This window comes from Novosphingobium sp. PhB165, assembly GCF_004341845.1.
Classification (GTDB): Bacteria; Pseudomonadota; Alphaproteobacteria; order Sphingomonadales; family Sphingomonadaceae; genus Novosphingobium.
Map to the genome: position 1 here is coordinate 527,749 of NZ_SLVB01000003.1, position 19,759 is coordinate 547,507.

Annotated in this window: 19 protein-coding genes; 11 read left to right on the forward strand and 8 right to left on the reverse strand. The window is 67.3% G+C overall.

The window, feature by feature from the left end; genetic code table 11:
• Positions 1-634 precede the first annotated feature (634 nt).
• Positions 635-2,779, reverse strand: a complete 2,145-nt coding sequence (locus EDF56_RS10935) for a PAS-domain containing protein (RefSeq protein ID WP_243652536.1) — start codon at positions 2,777-2,779, stop codon at positions 635-637.
• A gap of 129 nt (positions 2,780-2,908) precedes the next feature.
• Here EDF56_RS10935 and EDF56_RS10940 point away from each other — a divergent pair, with 129 nt between their 5' ends.
• From EDF56_RS10940 to EDF56_RS10950, 3 genes are read left to right on the forward strand one after another with little or no spacing between them, the layout of a single operon-like run.
• The gene (locus EDF56_RS10940) at positions 2,909-4,381 is read left to right on the forward strand and encodes an ATP-binding protein (RefSeq protein WP_132387196.1); all 1,473 of its coding nucleotides are present in this window, start codon (positions 2,909-2,911) and stop codon (positions 4,379-4,381) included.
• A gap of 9 nt (positions 4,382-4,390) precedes the next feature.
• Positions 4,391-4,591 (forward strand): DUF4169 family protein, encoded by a 201-nt coding sequence (locus tag EDF56_RS10945; RefSeq protein ID WP_132387198.1) that lies wholly within the window; start codon positions 4,391-4,393, stop codon positions 4,589-4,591.
• Positions 4,591-4,794, forward strand: coding sequence for a hypothetical protein (locus tag EDF56_RS10950; RefSeq protein ID WP_132387200.1), 204 nt, complete (start codon positions 4,591-4,593; stop codon positions 4,792-4,794). The genes EDF56_RS10945 and EDF56_RS10950 overlap by 1 nt, the downstream gene beginning before the upstream one ends.
• A 184-nt stretch (positions 4,795-4,978) precedes the next feature.
• On the opposite strand, the gene EDF56_RS10955 is transcribed toward EDF56_RS10950, so the two are convergent.
• Positions 4,979-5,467 carry a hypothetical protein gene (locus EDF56_RS10955; protein WP_132387202.1) on the reverse strand — a complete coding sequence of 163 codons (489 nt, stop codon included), beginning with the start codon at positions 5,465-5,467 and terminating at the stop codon, positions 4,979-4,981.
• A gap of 246 nt (positions 5,468-5,713) precedes the next feature.
• On the opposite strand from EDF56_RS10955, the gene EDF56_RS10960 reads away from it, so the two are divergent.
• Positions 5,714-6,748 (forward strand): MBL fold metallo-hydrolase, encoded by a 1,035-nt coding sequence (locus tag EDF56_RS10960; RefSeq protein WP_243652537.1) that lies wholly within the window; start codon positions 5,714-5,716, stop codon positions 6,746-6,748.
• A gap of 305 nt (positions 6,749-7,053) precedes the next feature.
• Here EDF56_RS10960 and EDF56_RS10965 read toward each other — a convergent pair whose 3' ends face one another.
• Both EDF56_RS10965 and EDF56_RS10970 read right to left on the reverse strand, forming a co-directional pair.
• On the reverse strand, positions 7,054-8,121 hold the full coding sequence (locus tag EDF56_RS10965) for a L,D-transpeptidase family protein (RefSeq protein ID WP_132387206.1): 1,068 nt from the start codon (positions 8,119-8,121) through the stop codon (positions 7,054-7,056).
• Positions 8,122-8,433: 312 nt separating this feature from the next.
• Positions 8,434-9,390 (reverse strand): GAF domain-containing protein, encoded by a 957-nt coding sequence (locus EDF56_RS10970; protein WP_132387208.1) that lies wholly within the window; start codon positions 9,388-9,390, stop codon positions 8,434-8,436.
• A 162-nt stretch (positions 9,391-9,552) separates the two neighbouring features.
• Between EDF56_RS10970 and bioF the strand changes: the two genes are divergently transcribed.
• The 6 genes from bioF to EDF56_RS11000 all read left to right on the forward strand — a co-directional run bounded on the left by bioF (position 9,553) and on the right by EDF56_RS11000 (position 14,816).
• A complete protein-coding gene (bioF, locus tag EDF56_RS10975; protein ID WP_132387210.1) occupies positions 9,553-10,716 on the forward strand; it encodes an 8-amino-7-oxononanoate synthase in 1,164 nt (387 codons plus the stop codon).
• Positions 10,713-11,333 carry an alpha/beta hydrolase gene (locus EDF56_RS10980; RefSeq protein WP_132387212.1) on the forward strand — a complete coding sequence of 207 codons (621 nt, stop codon included), beginning with the start codon at positions 10,713-10,715 and terminating at the stop codon, positions 11,331-11,333. The genes bioF and EDF56_RS10980 overlap by 4 nt, the downstream gene beginning before the upstream one ends.
• Entirely contained in the window at positions 11,330-12,076 is a 747-nt protein-coding gene (locus tag EDF56_RS10985) for a methyltransferase domain-containing protein (protein ID WP_132387214.1), read from the forward strand. The genes EDF56_RS10980 and EDF56_RS10985 overlap by 4 nt, the downstream gene beginning before the upstream one ends.
• A 7-nt stretch (positions 12,077-12,083) precedes the next feature.
• Positions 12,084-12,728 carry a dethiobiotin synthase gene (gene bioD / locus EDF56_RS10990; protein ID WP_132387216.1) on the forward strand — a complete coding sequence of 215 codons (645 nt, stop codon included), beginning with the start codon at positions 12,084-12,086 and terminating at the stop codon, positions 12,726-12,728.
• Positions 12,725-13,978 (forward strand): adenosylmethionine--8-amino-7-oxononanoate transaminase, encoded by a 1,254-nt coding sequence (locus tag EDF56_RS10995; RefSeq protein ID WP_132387218.1) that lies wholly within the window; start codon positions 12,725-12,727, stop codon positions 13,976-13,978. The genes bioD and EDF56_RS10995 overlap by 4 nt, the downstream gene beginning before the upstream one ends.
• Positions 13,979-14,156: 178 nt before the next feature.
• On the forward strand, positions 14,157-14,816 hold the full coding sequence (locus EDF56_RS11000; RefSeq protein ID WP_132387220.1) for a peroxiredoxin: 660 nt from the start codon (positions 14,157-14,159) through the stop codon (positions 14,814-14,816).
• Positions 14,817-14,997: 181 nt separating this feature from the next.
• On the opposite strand, the gene EDF56_RS11005 is transcribed toward EDF56_RS11000, so the two are convergent.
• Positions 14,998-15,774 carry a class I SAM-dependent methyltransferase gene (locus tag EDF56_RS11005; RefSeq protein ID WP_132387222.1) on the reverse strand — a complete coding sequence of 259 codons (777 nt, stop codon included), beginning with the start codon at positions 15,772-15,774 and terminating at the stop codon, positions 14,998-15,000.
• Between the two features lie 81 nt (positions 15,775-15,855).
• On the opposite strand from EDF56_RS11005, the gene EDF56_RS11010 reads away from it, so the two are divergent.
• Positions 15,856-16,641, forward strand: coding sequence for a helix-turn-helix transcriptional regulator (locus EDF56_RS11010; protein WP_132387224.1), 786 nt, complete (start codon positions 15,856-15,858; stop codon positions 16,639-16,641).
• A gap of 167 nt (positions 16,642-16,808) precedes the next feature.
• Here the strand turns inward: EDF56_RS11010 and EDF56_RS11015 are convergent, their stop codons facing one another.
• From EDF56_RS11015 to EDF56_RS11025, 3 genes are all read right to left on the reverse strand, one after another.
• On the reverse strand, positions 16,809-17,858 hold the full coding sequence (locus EDF56_RS11015) for a hypothetical protein (RefSeq protein ID WP_132387226.1): 1,050 nt from the start codon (positions 17,856-17,858) through the stop codon (positions 16,809-16,811).
• Positions 17,859-17,965: 107 nt separating this feature from the next.
• Positions 17,966-18,796, reverse strand: a complete 831-nt coding sequence (map, locus tag EDF56_RS11020; RefSeq protein ID WP_132387497.1) for a type I methionyl aminopeptidase — start codon at positions 18,794-18,796, stop codon at positions 17,966-17,968.
• Positions 18,797-18,884: 88 nt separating this feature from the next.
• A complete protein-coding gene (locus EDF56_RS11025) occupies positions 18,885-19,748 on the reverse strand; it encodes a DUF4163 domain-containing protein (RefSeq protein WP_243652538.1) in 864 nt (287 codons plus the stop codon).
• Positions 19,749-19,759: the final 11 nt, after the last annotated feature.

Here is a 19,759-nt window from a genome sequence, read left to right on the forward strand (position 1 = left end):
AGACGGGGCGCGAGGTCTCCATCCTTCGACAAGCTCAGGATGAGCGGAGTGGGGGTGGAGATGTTCGCTCTCCCCAACAGGAGATCATTTCCTGCAGCCTCCCAGCCCCGCTCAGGCTGAGCCTGTCGAAGCCCCTGAGGTGGGGCGCGAGGCTTCCATCCTTCGACAAGCTCAGGATGAGCGGAGTTGGGGCTGGAGATGTTCGCGCTCCCCAACACAAGACCATTTTCTGCTCCCTTCCAGCCCCGCTCAGGCTGAGCCTGTCGAAGCCCCCGAGACGGGGCGCGAGGTCTCCATCTTTCGACAAGCCCAGGATGAGCGGAGTGGGGGTGGAGATGTTCGCGCCCCCTAACACAAGACCATTTCCTGCCACCTCCCAGCCCCGCTCAGGTTGAGCCTGTCGAAGCCGCCGAGGCGGGGCGCAAGGCCTCCATCCTTCGACAAGCTCAGGATGAGCGGAGTCGGGGCTGGAGATGTTCGCGCTCCCCTACATGAGATCATTTCCTGCCCCCTCCCAGCCCCGCTCAGGCTGAGCCTGTCGAAGCCCCCGAGGTGGGGCGCGAGGCTTCCATCCTTCGACAAGCTCAGGATGAGCGGAGTTGAGGTGAAAGTCGGGATGGACACGATCCCGACATCAAAGTACCTCCAGCTGCCGCAGCAGTGCGCGCAGGCGGGCCGGTTTTACCGGCTTGGTGAACAGCGGCAGCCCCAGAGCGGCGGCGCGAGTTTTTAACGCCTCGCTGCGGTCGGCAGTGACGAGGCAGGCGGGCAATTCCCGCCCCAGCCGCAGGCGAAGCTCCGCCACGACCGTCTCGCCGGTCACGCCGTCGTCAAGGTGATGGTCCACGATCACCATCGCAGGCGTCCGTTCCAGAACCGCTTCCAACGCCGGATCGTCTGGCCCGCCCGCGGTGGCGACTTCCAGCCCCCAGTTCTCCAGCAGCGCCGCCATGCCCGCCAGAATCGCCGGCTCATTGTCGATCACCAGCACCAGCGCGCCGCGCGGCCCCGCTCGGCCGGAACGTGAGCGATCGCCCTCATCCCCCGCCGCCGCAGGATCGGCCAGAGAATCGCCCGGCGGCTCCGCGCGCGGCAGGCGGACCGAGAAGGCGGAGCCCTCCCCCGGCGTGCTCTCCAGCCCCAGTTCGTGGCCCAGCATGGCCGAAACCCGGCGCACGATGGCAAGGCCCAGCCCCTTGCCCGGCACCCGGCGCGTGGCGTCGAGGCGTCGGAATTCCTCGAAGATCGCCTCGCGCTCGGCCTCGGCGATGCCGGGGCCGGTGTCGCGGACGGTGACCACCACTTCGCCGTCGCTCTCGGCCAGTTCGATCGCCACCCGGCCCGCCTCGGTATAGCGGATCGCGTTCGAGATGAAGTTTTGCAGCACCCGGCGCAGCAGGCGCGTGTCCGAGCGGACCCAGACCGCGCTTACCGGCACGACCAGAGCCAGCCCCCCGCTTTCCGCCAAGGGCGCGAATTCCCGCTCCAACGCTGCCAGCAGCGGCGTCAGCGGCATGGCCGCGACCTCCGGATGGATCGCCCCGGCATCGAGCCGCGATATCTCGAACAGCGCCTCCAGCAAGTCCTCCACCGAATCGAGCGCCGAGGCCGCCTGCCGCACCAGCACGCGGGGCCGCTCGGGCATGGCCTCGCCGTCGAGTGCCGAAACGAACAATCGCGCGGCATTGAGCGGCTGGAGCAGGTCGTGGCTGGCCCCGGCAAGGAAACTGGTCTTCGAACGGTTGGCGCTTTCCGCCGCTTCGGTAGCGGCGACCAGCCGGTGATTGACCTCCACCAGTTCGGCGGTGCGTTCGGCCACGCGGCGTTCGAGCGTCTCGGCCGTCTCGGTCAGCGAGCGGCGGAAGCGCACCTGATCGGTCACGTCGTCGAACGTGAAGACCATGCCCCCGCTGCCCAGCGGCACCGAGCGCACGGTGATATGCCGCTGCCCCTCGGCATCCGCGAACATGCGACAATCGGCCACCACGCGTGCGCCGCCGCCCACGCGCCATTCCAGCGCCTCGGGCCGGTCCAGCCCGCCCCGCTCGACGCACCAGCGCACCAGCACGTCATGCGTGGCGATCGGCGGGCGTTCGCCCTCGCCGCGGCCGGGCCCGTCGAACCCAAGCAGCATATCGACCCCCTGGTTCCACGCCTGAAGCCGGCGATGCGCGTCGAACAGGCAAACCCCTTCGGACAGCGTGTCCAGCGTGGCCTGCAAGGCAAGGTTGCGCTCACCCAGTTCGCGGGCACGCTGGCGGGCGTCCTCCGCCTTGACCGTGGTGACATCGGTATAGATGCCGACGATGCCGCCTTCGCGCGTGCGCAGCTCGTTGATCTGGATCCAGCGTCCGTCGGCCAGCGCCTGCACATGCGCGCCGCGCGCCTCGCGGTGCAGGGCCACGCGGTCTTGCAGCCAGCGCTCGGGCGCGATGCGCGCGCCGATAGTGGCCCCCGCCTCCGCCATCTGCCGGGCGAGATCGAGGAACGAGGGCCCCGGCACGGCACTCGCATGGCGCAAAGACTCGAACCACGGGAACATCCCGAAAAAGGCCTCGTTGCAGAGCACCAGCCGGTCCTCGGCATCGAACAGGGCGAATCCGTCGGCCAGCGAATCGATGGCATCGCGCAGCAGCATCCGCGCGGCATCGGCAGTCGCATGCGCTTCGGCCAGATCGCGATGGGCCTCGGCCAGTCGGTCCAGCGCCTGCGACAGATCGGCCCTATCGGCGCATTCCGCTCCGGACTTCAATACCCTGCGCTTCACTGGATCCGCCACGCCGACGCGCTCCCGCTGCCGCCGCGATCATAGGCCGGACGGGGCGGCGGGTGCCATTCGGGTGGCTACCTATGGATAAAGGGGTGGTGCCCCTTGCGCCGCGCCGCCCGCCTTTGCCAATAGGCCCTCGTGAGCGCCAACATCGTGATCGGACAGACGCCGGACGGCCAGCCGATCGAGATCGACATCAAGGAACTTCTCGCGACCCGCCTGCTGGTGCAGGGCAATTCCGGGTCCGGCAAGTCGCACCTGCTGCGCCGCCTGCTCGAAGAATCGGCCCCGATCGTGCAACAGGTCGTGATCGATCCCGAGGGCGACTTCGTCAGCCTTGCCGAGGAATTCGGCCATGTGGTGATCGACGGCGCGGCCTATGCCGAAAGCGAGATCGCCCGCCTTGGCGCGCGCATCCGCCAGCACCGCGCCTCGGTAGTCCTCGCGCTCGACGAGCTGGAGATCGACCAGCAGATGAAGTGCGCCGCGCAGTTCCTCAACGCCATGTTCGATGCCCCGCGCGAGCAGTGGTACCCGGTGCTGGTGGTGGTGGACGAGGCGCAGATGTTCGCGCCCGCCGCGGCGGGTGAAGTGACCGAGGAAGCGCGCCGCGTCAGCCTTGCGGCGATGACCAACCTGATGTGCCGTGGCCGCAAGCGCGGCCTGGCGGGCGTGATCGCCACCCAGCGTCTGGCCAAGCTGGCCAAGAACGTGGCGGCCGAAGCCTCGAACTTCCTGATGGGCCGCACCTTCCTGGACATCGACATGATCCGCGCCGCCGACCTGCTCGGCATGGAGCGGCGGCAGGCCGAAGCGATCCGCGACCTTGCGCGCGGTCAGTTCCTCGGCCTTGGCCCGGCGATCAGCCGCCGTCCGCTGGCGGTCAACATCGGCACCGTGCGCACGGGCGCCAAGTCGGTGACGCCGGGGCTCACCCCGCTGCCCACCGCGACGACCGACGAACTGCGCGAGCTGCTGCACGACAATCTCCACGTCGAGCCCGAGCGCCCCGACTTCCACCGCCCGCCCCCGCGCCCGGCCATGGATGTCGAGGATTTGTCCGAATCGATCGCCGCCTCGCCCACGATCGCCGCCGCGCCGCCTGCCCGCCCCGAGCGGCCGGAGCCGGAGCCGGAGGAAAACCGCGCGGCGATGCTCGAAATTCTCAATGCGATGGCGAACGACGACGATTGCGCGTTCCAGCCTTCCACCACGCTGTTCCAGGACTTCACGATCCGCTGCCGGATGAAGGGCATCTCCGTTCGCGGGCTGGATGCAACGATGTTCCGCCGGGGCTTCGCCGCCGCGCTCGCGGGGATCGAGGATCCGGAGGACGAGCGCTGGTTCGACCTGTTCAATCTGGCCAAGCACGTGCCGGACGATGCTCTGGCGCCGTTCTACCTGATCGCGCGCGCCGCCATGGAAGACCAGCCCTGCCCGGACGACATGGTGCTGGCGCGCATCTACGGCACCAGCAGCCCGCGCCGCGTGCAGCGCCTGCTGGACTATCTGGAAAAGGACGGCCTGATCGTCGTGCGCACCGACTTTTCGGGCAAGCGCTCGGTCGGGCTGCCCGATCTCGGGGTTACCACCGCGCCTGTTGAGGCGTAGAAGGATCTCATGGCCGAGATCATCAACCTGCGCATGGCCCGCAAGGCGAAAGCCAGAGCGGAGACCAAAGCGCAGGCAGAGACCAACCGCGCGCAACACGGCCGCAGCAAGAGCGAACGCCGGGCAACCGAGGCGGAGATCGCCCGGATCGACCGCACCGTCGACGGCGCGAAGCGCGAACGCGCGGACCATGAAGGCGGGGACGACTGATGCGCACCACCAGCGGCGAGGCCAGCGTGCGCCTCTGTCACCTCGACGGCGGCCCTGAGGGCGGCGGCGTGACCACGATTTTCTACGGCTCGCTGTGGGAAGCCATGGAGATCGCCGCGCAGCAGACCGAAGACGTGCAGGACGGCCTGTTCATCGCCACCGACAACGATGTGATCGCGTATATCGACCTGCTGGAGGGGTAAATCCTCCCCTGCAAGGGACGTGGCAGCACGAAGTGCCCCCCTCTCAATCCCGCTCAGGCTGAGCTTGTCGAAGCCCCCGAGGCGTGGCGCGAAGCCTCCATCCTTCCTTCGACAGGCTCAGGATGAGCGGGAGGAGGGGGATTCCCCCTACGGCTCCCCCCGCGCAAGGACGAAACCAAGCCGCTCAGAACCGCGCCTGCAACCCCGCCGCAAGGTAGTGATCGCCTACATTCCCCTTGAGATTGAGATGCGGGAACACCGGCATCGATACGGTGCCGTAAGGACGCAGGTTGTCGCCCGTCAGCCGCGCCCCCACGCCGACCGCGAGCGACATCGGCAGGCGATAGGTCGCCTCCAGCTTGGCGAAGATGGTCGTGCCGGAATTGTCGCACTTGCCGCCGGAAACCTGATTGCCGCTCTGCTTGCTGAAGCAATCGCCATTGTCGTGGTAGTAGTTCGGGTGGTCGCGGTCGTGGAAGAACAGGCCGACGCCGGGCGTGATCTCGAACCCGCCATCCTGGACTACGGGAACCCCCACTGCCAGTTCGCCGCCCCAGTCGCCTTCGGAGCGGGCCAGATTGGCCTCTGCGGTCACGACGCTGGCCATGGCGGGCGTGGCGGCGAGCGCGCTGGCGCCGGCGAGAACCGCAAGCGCGGCGGATGCGAATTTCATGACATGTCCTTGATCTGAAAATCGGGATCGGGACGCCGAGGGTTAGGATTCCCGTACCGCCCAAGGCAAGACGGGCGGATTCGGTCCACCCCGGCCATGGCTCGCCCCGTCCGGAACTGCCTGCCCGGCGCGCGGGCCGGCACGGAATCCCGCCGGGATATCCGAAAGATATGCGCCCGAAACGGACTCGCGCCCTTGTTGCCCACGCCGATGAGGGGCAAGAATACGCCACTCTTGCCGGGGAAGATGCCGATGATCTTCGAGCAGATCGCGACAGGTGGCTGCCAGTCCTACCTCCTCGCCTGCGGGGATACGCGTGCGGCGATCCTGATCGATCCCGAACAGTCCCAGATAGACCGCTACATGGGCCTTGCCGGGCAGATGGGCGTGCACGTGCGCTATGTACTCGACACGCATACCCATGCCGACCACTTCTCGGCCAGCCGGGAGCTTGCCGGATTGCTCCACGCGCCGGTGGTGATGAACCGGCTCAGCCCCGCGCCTTATGCCGACATGCGGCTGGACGATGGGGACATGCTGATCGTCGGCAGCCTCCGGCTGCGGGCCCTGCACACGCCGGGCCATACCCGCGATTCGATGTGCATCGTGGCGGAAGACCGGGTGTTCACCGGCGATACCCTGCTGATCGGCGGCACCGGACGCACTGACCTGCCGAGCGGCGATCCCGAGGCCCTGTTCGACAGCCTGTTCAGCAAGCTGCTGACCTTGCCGCCAGACACGCTGGTCTTCCCGGCACACGACTACAAGGGCCGCACCCATTCCACCATCGCTGCCGAGATCGCCGGAAATCCGCGCCTCCAGAAGACCGACCGCGCCGAATTCGTGGCGATGATGCAACAACTGGACCTCGCCGCGCCGACACACCTGACCGAGGCGCTGCGCACCAACATGAACGGCGGGCGGACGGTGGCGCAATTGCTGGCCGATGCCGCTGCCCGCGTGCCGTTCATCGCGCTGGAGGAGCTGGCTGCACGGGTCGGCGCCAATCGCGGCGACTTCGTGGTGCTGGACGTGCGCGAAAAGGACGCGTTCGAGGCCGGTCACGTCCCCGGGGCGGTGCACCTGCCGCGCGGGCAACTGGAACTGCGCGTCAATGCGATGCTCTGCGATCCGACCGTGAAGATCGTGACCTGCTGCGAGTTCGGCAAGATCTCCACGCTGGCCGCCGCGACCCTGCGCGACCTTGGCTTCCCCCGCGCCAGCGCGCTCGACGGCGGGATGACGGCATGGCGCGAAGCCGGGTATCCGCTGGAAAGTTGAAGCGATTTCCTTTGCGCTGCGAAAGATCGGGCATCCGGTCGAGATATGGCCTTCGCTCGTGGAGCGGTGGCTGGCGGAAATTTCGATCCTCTAGCCTCGGCAGCGGCTCGGTCGCTCCCCCTCAATCCGTCATCCTGAACTTGTTTCAGGATCCATTTGTCAGCCTGCCGGGAACGGCCGCGCGCAAGGGGCGGCGATTTCCGCTTGCCGATCGAAGCACGGTGCAGGTGGCGAGATGGATCCTGAAACAAGTTCAGGATGACGTCGGTTGGTGGGAGGGCGTTTGCGCCCCCAACCGGCCGCCCTCAGATCTGAAACACCACCTTCGTCCCCGGCGAGACCATCTGCGCCAACCGTGCCGCGTCCCAGTTGGTCAGGCGCACGCAGCCGTGGCTTTCGGTCTTGCCGATATTCTGCGGCTCAGGCGTGCCGTGGATGCCGTAATGCGCCTTGGACAAGTCCAGCCAGACCACGCCCACCGGTCCGTTCGGCCCCGGTTGCAGCAGCTTGTCCTTGGCGCTCTTCTTCGCGTCCCAGAACAGATCCGGGTTGAAGTGATAGTCCGGATTGCGCGCCTCGCCGACGATTTTCCAGGTGCCGATCGGCAAGGGATCGTGCGCGCTGCCGGTGGTGACGGGGAATTGCGCGATGAGCCGGTCCTGGGTGTCGAAGGCACGAAGCGCGCCGTCCGAACGGTCAACCACGATGTGATCGGCGTGGGGCTGATCGCCGCTGACGCCGAGGCGCACCAATGTATCCGCCCAGCCGGTCTTGTCGTCCCGAATCTGTGCGGGCGCGGCGTCGGGAATGTCAGGCACACGCACCTTGCGGCCTGCGCCCAGCACGGTGCCCGGGCCGTTGAGGGCAAGCAGCATTTCGGGCGTGGTGTGGAAACGCTCGGCCAGCGCCTCGCTCATGCTGCGGTAGCCGAGGTGGTCAAACCGTGCCTGCCCCGCGATGTCGCGCGGCAGGTCGGGATGGAACGGTCCGCGCGCGAAAGCCACCGGGATCACCACCAGCCGCGTGCCGGTACTGTCGATCCCCGCAAACAGCGCCTGCTGCGTCGCCGGGTCGAACTTGCCGGTCGTTGGCAGGCCCTGCGCCTGCTGGAAACCGCGCAGCGCCAGCGCCGTTGCGGCATTGTCCTTGCCGTCGATCACGCCGGGCGAAAAGCCCCGCCGGTCCAGCGCGACTTGCCCACGCAAAACCGGATTATCGGGCGCGCCGGCATCCCGCGCATCGCCGAATGCAAGCGGGTTTGCCGGAGCGCTGGAAGCCGGCGCCTCGGGCTTGCGAGGCTGGGAATTACAAGCGGCGAGCAGTGCACAGAGCACAAGCGAAGAGGGAAGAAGCAGTTTCAAGCGCGACCCCATCGGGATTGTTTTCGATGCCGTTGCAACGCGTGAACCGGCCTGCGGCTCCGATTGCATGGCCCCCGAAGGGTCCGATGAAAGAATTTAAAGCGCCGGCGAGGCCCCGTGCGGGGGGATGGGAGAGAGGGACGGGTCTCGCCAGCGCCAGCGCTTCCCAAGGCTGCGGAGGGGAGGAGACCTCGGGAAACTGCATATGGAAAATATGACAGCGTAATCAGGCGAGCAAGGGGCCGGAGGAAGTGCTTTTGCGAACCTGTCTCAGCAGCGGGACAGGTCGGAGCCCTATCGCCTTGCCCGTCGGCCGTTAGGCACTCAGGCAGTCAGGCCGACACGCTCCATCCGGCGGTAGAACGTGGCCCGGCCGATTCCCAGCAGCCGTGCCGCAGCGGAGACATTGCCCCCCGCACGTGCCAGCGCCCGGCGCAGCACGGCCCGGTCGCCATCATCGAAGCCGCCCGTCGCGGGCTGGCCCAGCACGTCGCCCAGCGGGCGCGGGTCTAGCATGGTGCCGATCTCCAGCCCCAGCCGCCGCCGAGCCGCGCGGGTGGCGCCGATCACCAGATCGTCACGGTCCACGGCCAGCAGCGACGGGCCGCCGCCCGGACGCTCGCCGGGCGCCAGCACGATGCGCGCGTCCGCAAAGCTCTGGCAGAACACGTCTCGCTCGATCGTGCGCGCGGCGTCATGCACCAGCGCGGCGACCAGCAGCGCCATCGCATCGTCCAGATCGCTCCGGGCGCTGGAGACATTGAGCGCCGCCATCACCCGCCCTTCGGGATCGAAGACGGGGGCGGCCATGCAGGAAACGGCGGTGTTGCGGCTGGCGAAGTGCTCGTTGCGGCGGATCGTGACGGGCCGCTGCTCGACAAGGCAAGTGCCGATGCCATTGGTCCCCTCGCGCGCTTCGCCCCAGTCGGCCCCGGGCGCAAGGCCGTGCGACACGAAGTGTGCGTGGTCCGCTGCCCCGGCGCGCATGTCCAGCACCACCCCGTCGCCATTGGCCAGCAACAGGCAGGCGCCGCTGCGCGCGACGCTGCCGAACAGCGTGTCGATCACCGGCCCGGCAATGAGAGGAAGCGCGCCGCTCGCCTCGCGGATCCTGGCCAGCATGGCGGCCTCTATCGGCTGGACGGCGGGCATGCCATCGGGGTCCAGCCCATAGCGCAATGCAGAGCGGCACCACGATGCCGCGACGGGAGACAGCGCGGCGGCACTTTCGGACCGCACCGTGCGAAGGACCTGCTCGCCGTGATGGGAACCGTCGTCCATCATCACCCCTCCCCCTGTTCGCGGCAAACCTATCTGCAATTGGGCCGTTCGTCGATCATCCAATTGATTGCGGGACATGACGCATGCGGCTGGGCGCGTTCGCGCACTCTATTCGCCGATATCGATTGTCTCCGCCGTCCGCTTGCCATACCGGCGGCGGCGATGAAGAGGCTCGATTCCTTCCTTGAAGCTGCGCTCGCGCGGATCGACAGCGCGGGTCAACGCCGCATCTTGCGGCCCGCAGCCCTCGCCCCGGCCGGGCGCATCCGCCGCGATGGCCGCGAACTCGTGGACTTTTCGAGCAACGATTATCTAGGCCTCAGCCGCCATCCGCTGCTGGTGGAGCGCGCGGGCGAGTGGGCGCAGGAGCATGGCGCAGGCTCGGGCGCCTCGCGGCTGGTGACGGGGACGAGCGCCGAACATCTCGCCCTCGAAGCCCGGATCGCCCGGTTCAAGCATGCCCAAGCGGCGCTGGTGTTCGCCAGCGGCTGGCAGGCCAATGCGGCGGTGATCCCCGCGCTGATCGCGGCCATGCCCGGCGTCGCGGTGTTCGCGGACCGACTGATCCATGCTTCCATGCATGCCGGTGTCGCCATGTCCGGCGCGCGGCAGCACCGGTTCCGGCACAACGACCTCGATCATCTCGAACAGCTTCTCGCCACCAAGGGCGCTGACGCACCCGCGCGGCTGATCCTGACCGAGAGCGTGTTCTCGATGGACGGTGACCGCGCCGATGTGGTGCGTCTGGCTGAAATCGCCGAGCGGTATGACGCCGTGCTCTATATCGACGAGGCCCATGCCACCGGCGTACTCGGCCCGGACGGCGCCGGTCTTTCCGCGCTCGCTCCCGGGCGCGTGGACGTGATCATGGGCACGTTCAGCAAGGCGCTGGGCGGGTTCGGGGCCTATATCGCCGGGTCGCAAGTGCTGATCGACTACCTCGTCAACGCCGCCAGCGGGATGATCTTCACCACCGCGCCGCCGCCCGCCGTGCTGGGGGCGGTCGATGCCGCGCTGGATCTGGTGCCGACGATGCACGCCGAACGCGCGCATCTTGCCGCGCTGGGCGACCGGCTGCGTGCAGGGCTGGCAAGACTGGGGCTGGACCATGGCGACTCCTCCACCCAGATCGTGCCCGCCGTGATAGGGGCCGAGGCCGATGCCATGGCGCTCTCCCGCAAGCTGGAGGAGGCAGGCTTCCTCGCCTCCGCGATCCGGCCGCCGACGGTGCCGCCCGGCACCAGCCGGTTGCGCCTTGCTCTGCGCGCCACGCACTCCGAAGCCGATATCGACGCGCTGCTTGCCGCTATCGAGGGGCATCTGTGAAGCTGCTCTTCGCGCACGGCTGGGGGTTCGATCGCAGCTTCTGGCAGCCGCTCGCCGCGCTGCTGTCCGATTTCGACAGCGTGATCGACGATCGCGGATACTTCGGCGCGCCTTTCGCGCCCGAAGTGGACGGCGCCTACATCGCGGTGACGCACAGCTTCGGCACCATCCGCATGCTCACCGATCCGCCGCCGGGGCTTGCCGGTGTGGTGGCGATCAACGGCTTCGCGCGCTTCACAGCACCGCTCGGTCAGCCGGGCGTGCCAGTGCGCGTGGTGGAGCACATGATCCGCCGTTTCGGACAGAGCCCGGCAGGCGTGCTCGCCAGCTTCCACCAGCAGATCGGCGGCACGGTTCCCGAAGGCAAGATCGACGCCGACCTGCTCCGCCGCGACCTGCTGCGCCTGCGCGACGCCCGCGCGCCGCTGCCCAAGGTGCCGGTGATCTCGCTGCAAGGCGGGCAGGACCCGCTGCTGCCCGGCCCCATGCGCGCCACCACCTTCGAGGGCGGCGACGTGCGCCGGATCGAAAGCGAAGCGGGCGGCCATCTCCTGCCGATCCAGGACCCCGAACTCTGCGCCGAAGCGGTGCGCGGTTTGGCGGGGCTGCTGACATGAACGTCCCGCGCGAGAAAGTCCGCCGCGCCTTCGCCGCCGCCCCCGACTACGATGGCCATGCCCGCGTGCAACGCGAAGTGGCCGAGGCCCTGGCAGCGCGGATCGCCACGCTGGACCTGCCTGACGCGCCCCGCGTGCTGGAGATCGGCTGCGGCACCGGCTTTCTTACCGAAGCTCTCGGCAATGTCGGAATCGGCGGCGACTGGCTGATCACCGACCTCGCACCCGAAATGCTGGAGCGCTGCCGCGCCCGCCTTGGCGAAAGCGCGCACCGCCGCTTTGCCGTGCTCGACGGCGAGTATGGCGCCCCCGAAGGCGGGCCGTTCGACCTGATCTGCTCCAGCCTTGCCGTGCAGTGGTTCGACGATGCCCCTGCGGCGCTCGCCCGCATGGCCGAATGGCTGGCGCCCGGCGGGCACCTGATGGTCACCACGCTCGGCCCCGGCAGCTTTGCCGAGTGGCGCGCCGCCCATGCGGCCGAGGGTCTGAGCGCCGGAACCCCCGCTTTCGCGCCGGTCGAGGCTTTCAGAGACTGCGCCGTCACGGTGGAAAATCACGTGGAGCGCCACGAAGACCCGATGGCCTTCCTGCGCGGCCTCAAAGCAATCGGCGCGCAAGCCGCCGACGGCAATCACCGCCCGCTGACGCCGGGACAATTGCGCCGCACGCTGGGTCGATTTGCCCAAAGCGGATGCGAAGTGACTTACGAGGTCGTGACCTGTCACTTATGCCGCGCTAGTTGAGCGGCTTATGAGCACCCTGATCGTCACCGGCACCGATACCGAAATCGGCAAGACCGTCTTCGCCGCCGCCCTCGCAGGCGCGCTTGGCGCGCATTACTGGAAGCCGGTGCAGGCCGGGCTGGAAGAAGACGGCGGCGATGCCGATCGCGTCGCCCGCCTCTCTGGCCTGCCGCGCGAAAAGGTGCTGGCGGAAGCCTATCGCCTCACCACCCCCTGCTCGCCCCACCGCGCCGCCGAGATCGACTGCGTGGAGATCGATCCCGTCCGCCTCGCCCTGCCACATGTTGAAGGCCCGCTGGTGGTCGAAGGCGCAGGCGGCGCACTGGTGCCGCTTTCGCGCAGCATGACTTTTGCCGACCAGTTCGCGCGCTGGCAGGCGCCGGTGATCGTGGTGGCGCGCACGGTGCTGGGCACGATCAACCATTCGCTGCTGACCATCGAGGCACTGCGTGCGCGCGGTGTCGACGTGCTGGGTGTGGCCTTCGTCGGCGAGCCTCAGGAAGACAGCGAGGCAACAATCTGCGCGATGGGCAAAGTCCGCCGCCTCGGCCGCCTGCCGCACGTCTCGCCGCTGACGCCGGATACGCTGCGCGAGGCGTTCGAGGCGAATTTCGATCTCAATGATTTCGTCGCGAAAACGGGGGCAGCATGACCTCTTCGATCTGGCATCCCTTCACCCAGCACGGCCTGCAGGAGCCGGTGCCGCTGGTCACCCGATCCGAAGGCGCGCTGCTGCACACGGCGGACGGCCGCGCGGTGGTGGACGCGATCTCCTCGTGGTGGGTGACGACGCACGGCCACTGCCACCCGCGCATCATGGGCGCGATTGCCGAGCAGGCCGGCAAGCTGGACCAGCTGATCTTCGCAGGCTGGACGCACGAACCTGCCGAGGAAGTCGCCGTCGGCCTGCGCGCGCTGATGCCCGAGAGCCTGACGCGCGTGTTCTTCTCGGATTCGGGCTCCACCAGTGTCGAGGTGGCGCTGAAGATGGCGCTCGGCTTCTGGCATTGGAAGGGCGAAAACCGCCACCGCATCGTGGTGATGGACCATTCCTACCACGGCGACACCATCGGCGCGATGTCCGTGGGTGCGCGCGGCGTGTTCAACCGGCCTTATGACCCGCTGCTGTTCGACGTGGGCCGCATCCCCTTCCCCGCCGCCGGTGCCGAGCAGGAAACGCTGGACGCACTGGAAGCGCTCTGCCGCCAGCCGGATACCGCCGCGCTGATCGTCGAGCCACTGGTGCTCGGCTCCGGCGGGATGCTGTTCTACGGGCCGGAAACGCTGGCGGCGATGCGCGCTATCTGCGCGAAGTACGGCGTGCTGTTCATCGCCGACGAAGTGATGACGGCATGGGGCCGCACCGGCACCCTGCTCGCCTGCGAACAGGCGGGCGTGGTCCCCGATATCCTCTGCCTGTCGAAGGGCCTGACCGGCGGCGCGATCCCCCTGGCGGTGACGATGGCCAGCGAGCCGATCTTCGAGGCCCATTACTCGACCGACCGGGCGCGGATGTTCTTCCATTCCTCCAGCTACACCGCCAACCCCATCGCCTGCGCGGCGGCAGCGGCGAACCTTGCCATCTGGCGCGAGGAACCGGTGCTGGATCGGGTCTCGGCACTAGCCGAAAAGCAGGCGGCCTGGATCGAGAAGCTGGACCGCTTCTGCCACTTCGACAATCCGCGCACGCTTGGCACCATTGCCGCGCTGGACCTCAAGACCAGCGGCGAAACCGGCTATATGAGCGACCTTGCCCCGCGCCTGATGGCCTTCTTCCGCGAGCGCGACGTGCTGCTGCGCCCCCTGGGCAACACCGTCTACGTCATGCCGCCCTACTGCATCACTGACGACGAACTGGCGCGGATCTGGGACGCCATCGGCGCGGCGGTGATCTCCTTTTAGGCTCGCCTCATCGCCTGTGGCTGCGGCGGGGATGAAGATGTGTTCACCACTGCACGAAAGGTTCTGTCCAGCTTTCGACGAATCGGATACTCAATCGCGCGAATAACGCTTCTCGAATTCGACGTTTCACTTGTTCGGGAAGCCCCAAGGTCTTCCCAACGCCGAGAGGAAGACCGCGATGACGCTCCGCATCAATTCCGAAGCCCCCAATTTCAGGGCAGAGACCACCGAAGGCCCGATCAATTTTCACGAATGGATCGGGGATAGCTGGGCGATCCTGTTCTCGCACCCCAAAGACTTCACGCCGGTCTGCACCACCGAGCTGGGCTACATGGCCAGCTTGAAGCCCGAGTTCGACAAGCGCAACACCAAGGTGATCGGCCTCAGCATCGATCCCGTCGGCAACCACGAACGCTGGGCCGAGGACATTGCCGAAACGCAAGGCACCAAGCCCAACTTCCCGATGATCGGCGACACCGAACTGACTGTCGCCAAGCTCTACAACATGCTGCCCGAAGCGATCGAAGGTGGCGCCGAAGGCCGCACCGCGGCGGATAACGCCACCGTGCGCACCGTCTTCGTGATCGGCCCGGACAAGCGGATCAAGCTGATGATCAGCTATCCGATGACCACCGGCCGCAACTTCGACGAGATCCTGCGCGTGCTCGATTCGATGCAGCTTACCGCCCGCCATCGCGTGGCGACGCCGGTGAACTGGCAGGATGGTGAGAAGGTGATCATCGTTCCGGCCGTGTCGGACGACGAGGCGGCGACGATCTATCCGGAGGGTTGGGAGACGTTGAAGCCGTACCTGCGTCTGGTGCAGCAGCCGGAGTAAGCAGTCCCAAGATCCTCCCCCACCGGGGGAGGTGGCAGCGCGAAGCGCTGACGGAGGGACCGGGGGAGGTGGCAGCGCGAAGCGCTGACGGAGGGGGCTTTCGGCAGCACTGCGCCATTCCCCCTCCACCACCCTTCGGGCGGTCCCCCTCCCCCGCAGGGGGAGGAACGTTTTGCGGCAATCAAACCGCTTCGATCGTCACCGTATCGATGGTGAACGAACCATCCGCCTCGATCCCGAACCACGCCGCCACCTCAGCCGGAGCGACCGCCTGAAGCGCCCGGATCGCCGCCACCCGCTCTGGCGGCGTGCGCATGCGGGCAGTCCAGACCGGGAAGTCCATCCGCAGCCGCGCGGTCCGCACCTCACGTACTGTGAACCCGGCGCGATCCAGCATCGCGATCCACTGCGCTACGGTGTAATCGCGCACATGGCTGACATCGCGGAGCAATTCCACAGCCTGCAAGTGCGTGTCCGCCGAAGCATCGCCCGGCGCGACCACGTCCACGAAGATCGCCGGCGAACCCGCCTTCAGCACCCGCCGCGCCTCACGCAGGCCCGCTTCGGCATCGCGCCAGTGGTGCGTGGAAAAACGGCAGCCGAGGAAATCGAAGCTGTCATCCGCGAACGGCAGCGCTTCTGCCGGTGCCGCTTCCACCGCGATATTCCCAAGGCCGCGCCGCGCGGCCTCAGCAGCGACTTGTTCCAGCATCTCCGGCGACAGATCGCAGGCCGTCACCTTCTCCGCATGGGGCGCCATGGCGTAAGCCACGTGCCCACCGCCCGCGCCAAGATCGATCGCGTGGCGCGGCGCGGCGACGAGCGCGCGGGCAGCGATGGTTTCGAGATCCGCGCCAGAGGCGTGGACGGCGCTGGTCACATAGGCTGCGGACATTTCGCCGAACTGGCTTTTCGCCAATCCATGCTGCGTCGGGGCATATTCAGTCTGATCGGTCATGGTCGATCTCCTTTCGCCGCCTCAAATGAACCCAATTTAGCCTGTTACAATGTAGATAATTATCCTGTTATAAATGGCACCATGTCCACCGAGGAACAACGCCGCCTGCTGGGCGCCTTCGTCCGCGCCCGACGCGAAGGGCTCGCGCCTGAAGGGCATGCTCGCCGTCGCCGCACGCCTGGTCTGCGGCGAGAGGAACTGGCCGCGCGCGCCGCCATTGGCACCACATGGGTCGCCTGGATCGAGCAGGGCCGCGAAGTTCGCCCTTCCGCCGAAACGCTCGGCCGCCTTGCCGGTGCCCTCAGCCTCTCGCCGGCCGAGCGCGACTACCTCTTTTCGCTCGCCGAGCGCCGCGATCCCGCCGATCCCTTCGCCGCTTCGCGCGAGGCCGCGCCGCCCGCGATCACCGCCGCCGTGGCCGCCCTGCCCTTCCCGGCCTATGCGCTGGATCCGGCATGGTCGGTCTGCGCCGCCAACGCTGCCGCGCGCCGCTTGTTCGCCGGACTGTTCGACAGCGAAAGCGCGCCCAACTTGTTGCGATACGTCTTCACTCACCCCGCCGCGCGCAACCTGCTGCCCGACTGGCACACCCGCGCCATGCGCCTGCTCGCCGAGTTCCGCCGCGACTACGGCCGGGTGATGAGCGACCCGCGCGTTGCCGCCGTGGTGGAATGGCTCCAGAACGAAAGCCCGGAATTCCGCGAAGGGTGGGAGAGCCAGTCGGTGCTCGCGCGCGAAGGCGGGGCACGGGATTTCCTGCATCCGGAGGACGGGCTTTTGCGCTTTACCCAGCACACTCTGGCGGATGTGGAGCGGGAGGATTTTCGCCTGGTGTTTCTGGAACCGGCCGAGGCGGCAAAGCCCTGACGTCAGCATAAAAACCGCCCCCCCCCTACACTCCGTCGCCCCCGCGCAGGCGGGGGCCCCGCTGCCTTTTTACCTCGCCTCAAAGAACAAGCGGGGTCCCCGCCTGCGCGGGGACGACGGGGAGTATTGGGGGTTGGTTTGAGAAGATCCGAACCGAGTGTTGTGCCCTAAAGCTCCATCACACTCGGCTTGCTAGACCGCTCGATCATGCCGGTCGTCCGCTCGCCATCCCAGGTGTAGAACGCGTGGCTCTGCTGCACGAGCGGGAAGTCCTTCGGCCAGTCCGGCGGCAGCACATGGCCGCCGCGTGAGCGGATATTGATGAACGTCTCGCCCGCGATCTCGACCCGGCGGCCGTCAATGGTTTCCAACACGAAGGACACGTTCTCCCCCCCGGTCAGGAAACGCCGCAGCCAAGGCACCTGCACCGGACGCGCGGGCGTGCGCGTGCCGTCCGCATCGATGATCCAGCCCTCGGCGTAATTGAGGCCGCCATCGTCACGCGGAGGGTAGATATTGAACCCGAAGGCGCGGCCGCTGGGGAAGACGGCAGATTGCCAGCAATGCCCCCAAAACCCGGCAAAGGCACGGAAGCCGGTGCGGCGGATGCGGAGGCCGTTGGCCTTGAACGGGCGGCTCTCGCCATTGACGGTCAGCGTGCCGGTGCAGCGGAAAAGCTGTTCGTAGCGCGGGCTCATGAAACTGCCCTGCTCGCCGCCCAGTGCCTCGGCGGCTTCGGGCAGGAGCGAGCCCGGCACCCAAGGCGGCGCGGCCATTTCCATGTCGACGGCGATTTCGAGGTCGGCCCAAGCCGTTTCCTCGAAGCCGGGATTGTCGATGATTTCCTGCGCCGTGGTTTCGGCCACTTGGCCCTTGTAGGTCGCAGTCCAGCGGCGGAAGGGCTCGACACATTCGAAGCGGACCGGCCCGGTGCCGCGCACGGTGGGGCGGCCGTCGGCGCCGTAGGGCGCGTGCGTATCGCCATCCCCGCGCTTGGAGAGCAAGCGGCCATCGGCGAAAGCGACGTCCAGCCAGAACTCGTGGCGATCCCAGTGCGAGCCCACTGCTTCGACACCGATGCGCATGGCGAAGAGGCCGTTTTCCTCCTCAATCCAGACGTTCACGGCATCGCGGAGGCCATCGTCGGGCTTTTCGGCCACGACGAATTCACGCTCTTCGGGAACTCCGCCTGACAAGTCCATCGCTGCGGTGGCCATGGCAATCTCTCCTCGGTTTTGCCGGGGAGGCTGTCATGACATGCAAACGAGGTCACGCCCCGGCACATGCGCCGGGGCGATATCCTGCGTGCCTCAATCGGTAACGATCAGGCGTAGGGCGGCTTGTGGAGGCCTTTGGGACTTGTCGTGAAGATCTCGCAGCCCGTTTCGGTAATGCCGATCGAGTGCTCGAACTGCGCCGAGAGCGACTTGTCGCGCGTCACCGCCGTCCAGCCATCCGAAAGCAGCTTCACCGGCGGCTTGCCGAGGTTGATCATCGGTTCGATGGTCATGAACATGCCGGGCTTGAGCAGCGGCCCAGTGCCGGGGCGACCGGCGTGGACCACTTCGGGCGCGTCATGGAACAGGCGGCCGAGGCCGTGGCCGCAGAACTCACGCACGACGCCATAACGCTGCGACTCGGCATAGGCCTGAATGGCCGCGCCGATGTCACCCACGCGGTTGCCGGGCTTGGCCTGCTCGATACCGATCATCAGGCATTCGTAGGTCACGTCGACAAGGCGGCGGGCCTTCAGCGCGACATCGCCGGCGAGGTACATGCGGCTGGTGTCGCCGTGCCAGCCATCGAGCAGCGGGGTCACGTCGATATTGACGATATCGCCGTCCTTGATCGTCTTTTCCGACGGAATACCGTGGCAGACGACGTGGTTGATCGAGATGCAGCACGAATGCGCATAGCCGCGATAGCCGAGAGTCGCGGGCACGGCGCCGCCGTCGAGCGTCAGTTCGCGCACCTTGTCGTCGATCTCGGCGGTGGACACGCCCGGCTGCACCATCGGCGCGATTTCGTCGAGAATCATGGCGGCAAGGCGGCCTGCCTTGCGCATGCCCTCGAAGCCCTCAGGCCCGTGCAGCTTGATGGTGCCGTCGCGCAGGACGGTTTCGTTTCCGGGTTCGACGGTCTGGTATTCGGTCATGTTCACCAAGATAGCGAGGGCGAGCTGAAAATGCGAATCGGGAGTGCGCAGTCACGGTTGCCTTTCATGCAGCCGCAGCCTTCCGCGCTTATTTTCCCAGCGAAAAGCTCGCGCGGTACTGCGGTTTCAGCGCCGCCATCACGGCAGCGGTGACCGGCAGCGTGATCTCATAGCTGCCCTCCGCATAAGGTCCTGCATTGTAGGGCGGCACCAGCAGGCCGATGCGGTTGAAGGTCTGCCCGTTGGTGGAGCCCAGAATCACCACTTGCTCGACCGGATCGATGCAGTCCGAGAACATCTCGTCGCTGCCCGAGGCGACCGGGGCGCCGCGGCGCTTGCCGCGTTCCTTGTCCAATGCTGCGCAGAACGGCGTACGCAGCGCCTTCGAGAGCGCAGCCTTGCTGACGAACAGATCCTCCGGCTTGCGCACTGTTTCGGCGTGGCGGTCCCACAGCACGGTTTCAAACGTGCTCATCCCGTGAGCCCCGCCGGTAAAGGTATAGAGCTGCGATGACAGCGAGAGCCAGCCGGGCAGATCGGCCACGACCTTCCAGTCCTCTCCATAGCTGTGTGCGTGATAGGGGAAGCCCTGCTTCTTGGCCTCTCCCCGGTCGGTCCGCGAGGACGAGATCAGTTCGGACCGCGCCTGTTCAAGCTGCTTATCAAGCTCCGCCTTCAGGCCGGGGATCGAGCCCGCCGCGTCGGGGTAGGAATAGCTGAATTCGTAAAGGTCGTTCTCGACCTTTTCCGAACGGCCGCCGCCGACCGGGCCGCTGGCGGGAACGGCGCTGGCATCGGCCGCTGGTTCGCTCGCTTCCTCGGTCACGACCGCCTCCTGCGTGACGGTTTCGGTGACCGTTTCGCTCGGGTTGGGCATGGTCCCGGCCTTGCAACCGGCGGTCAGAAGCATCGTCGTGACCACGGGGGTCAGCAGCCATCCGCGATTTCGCATCATTTTCCTCT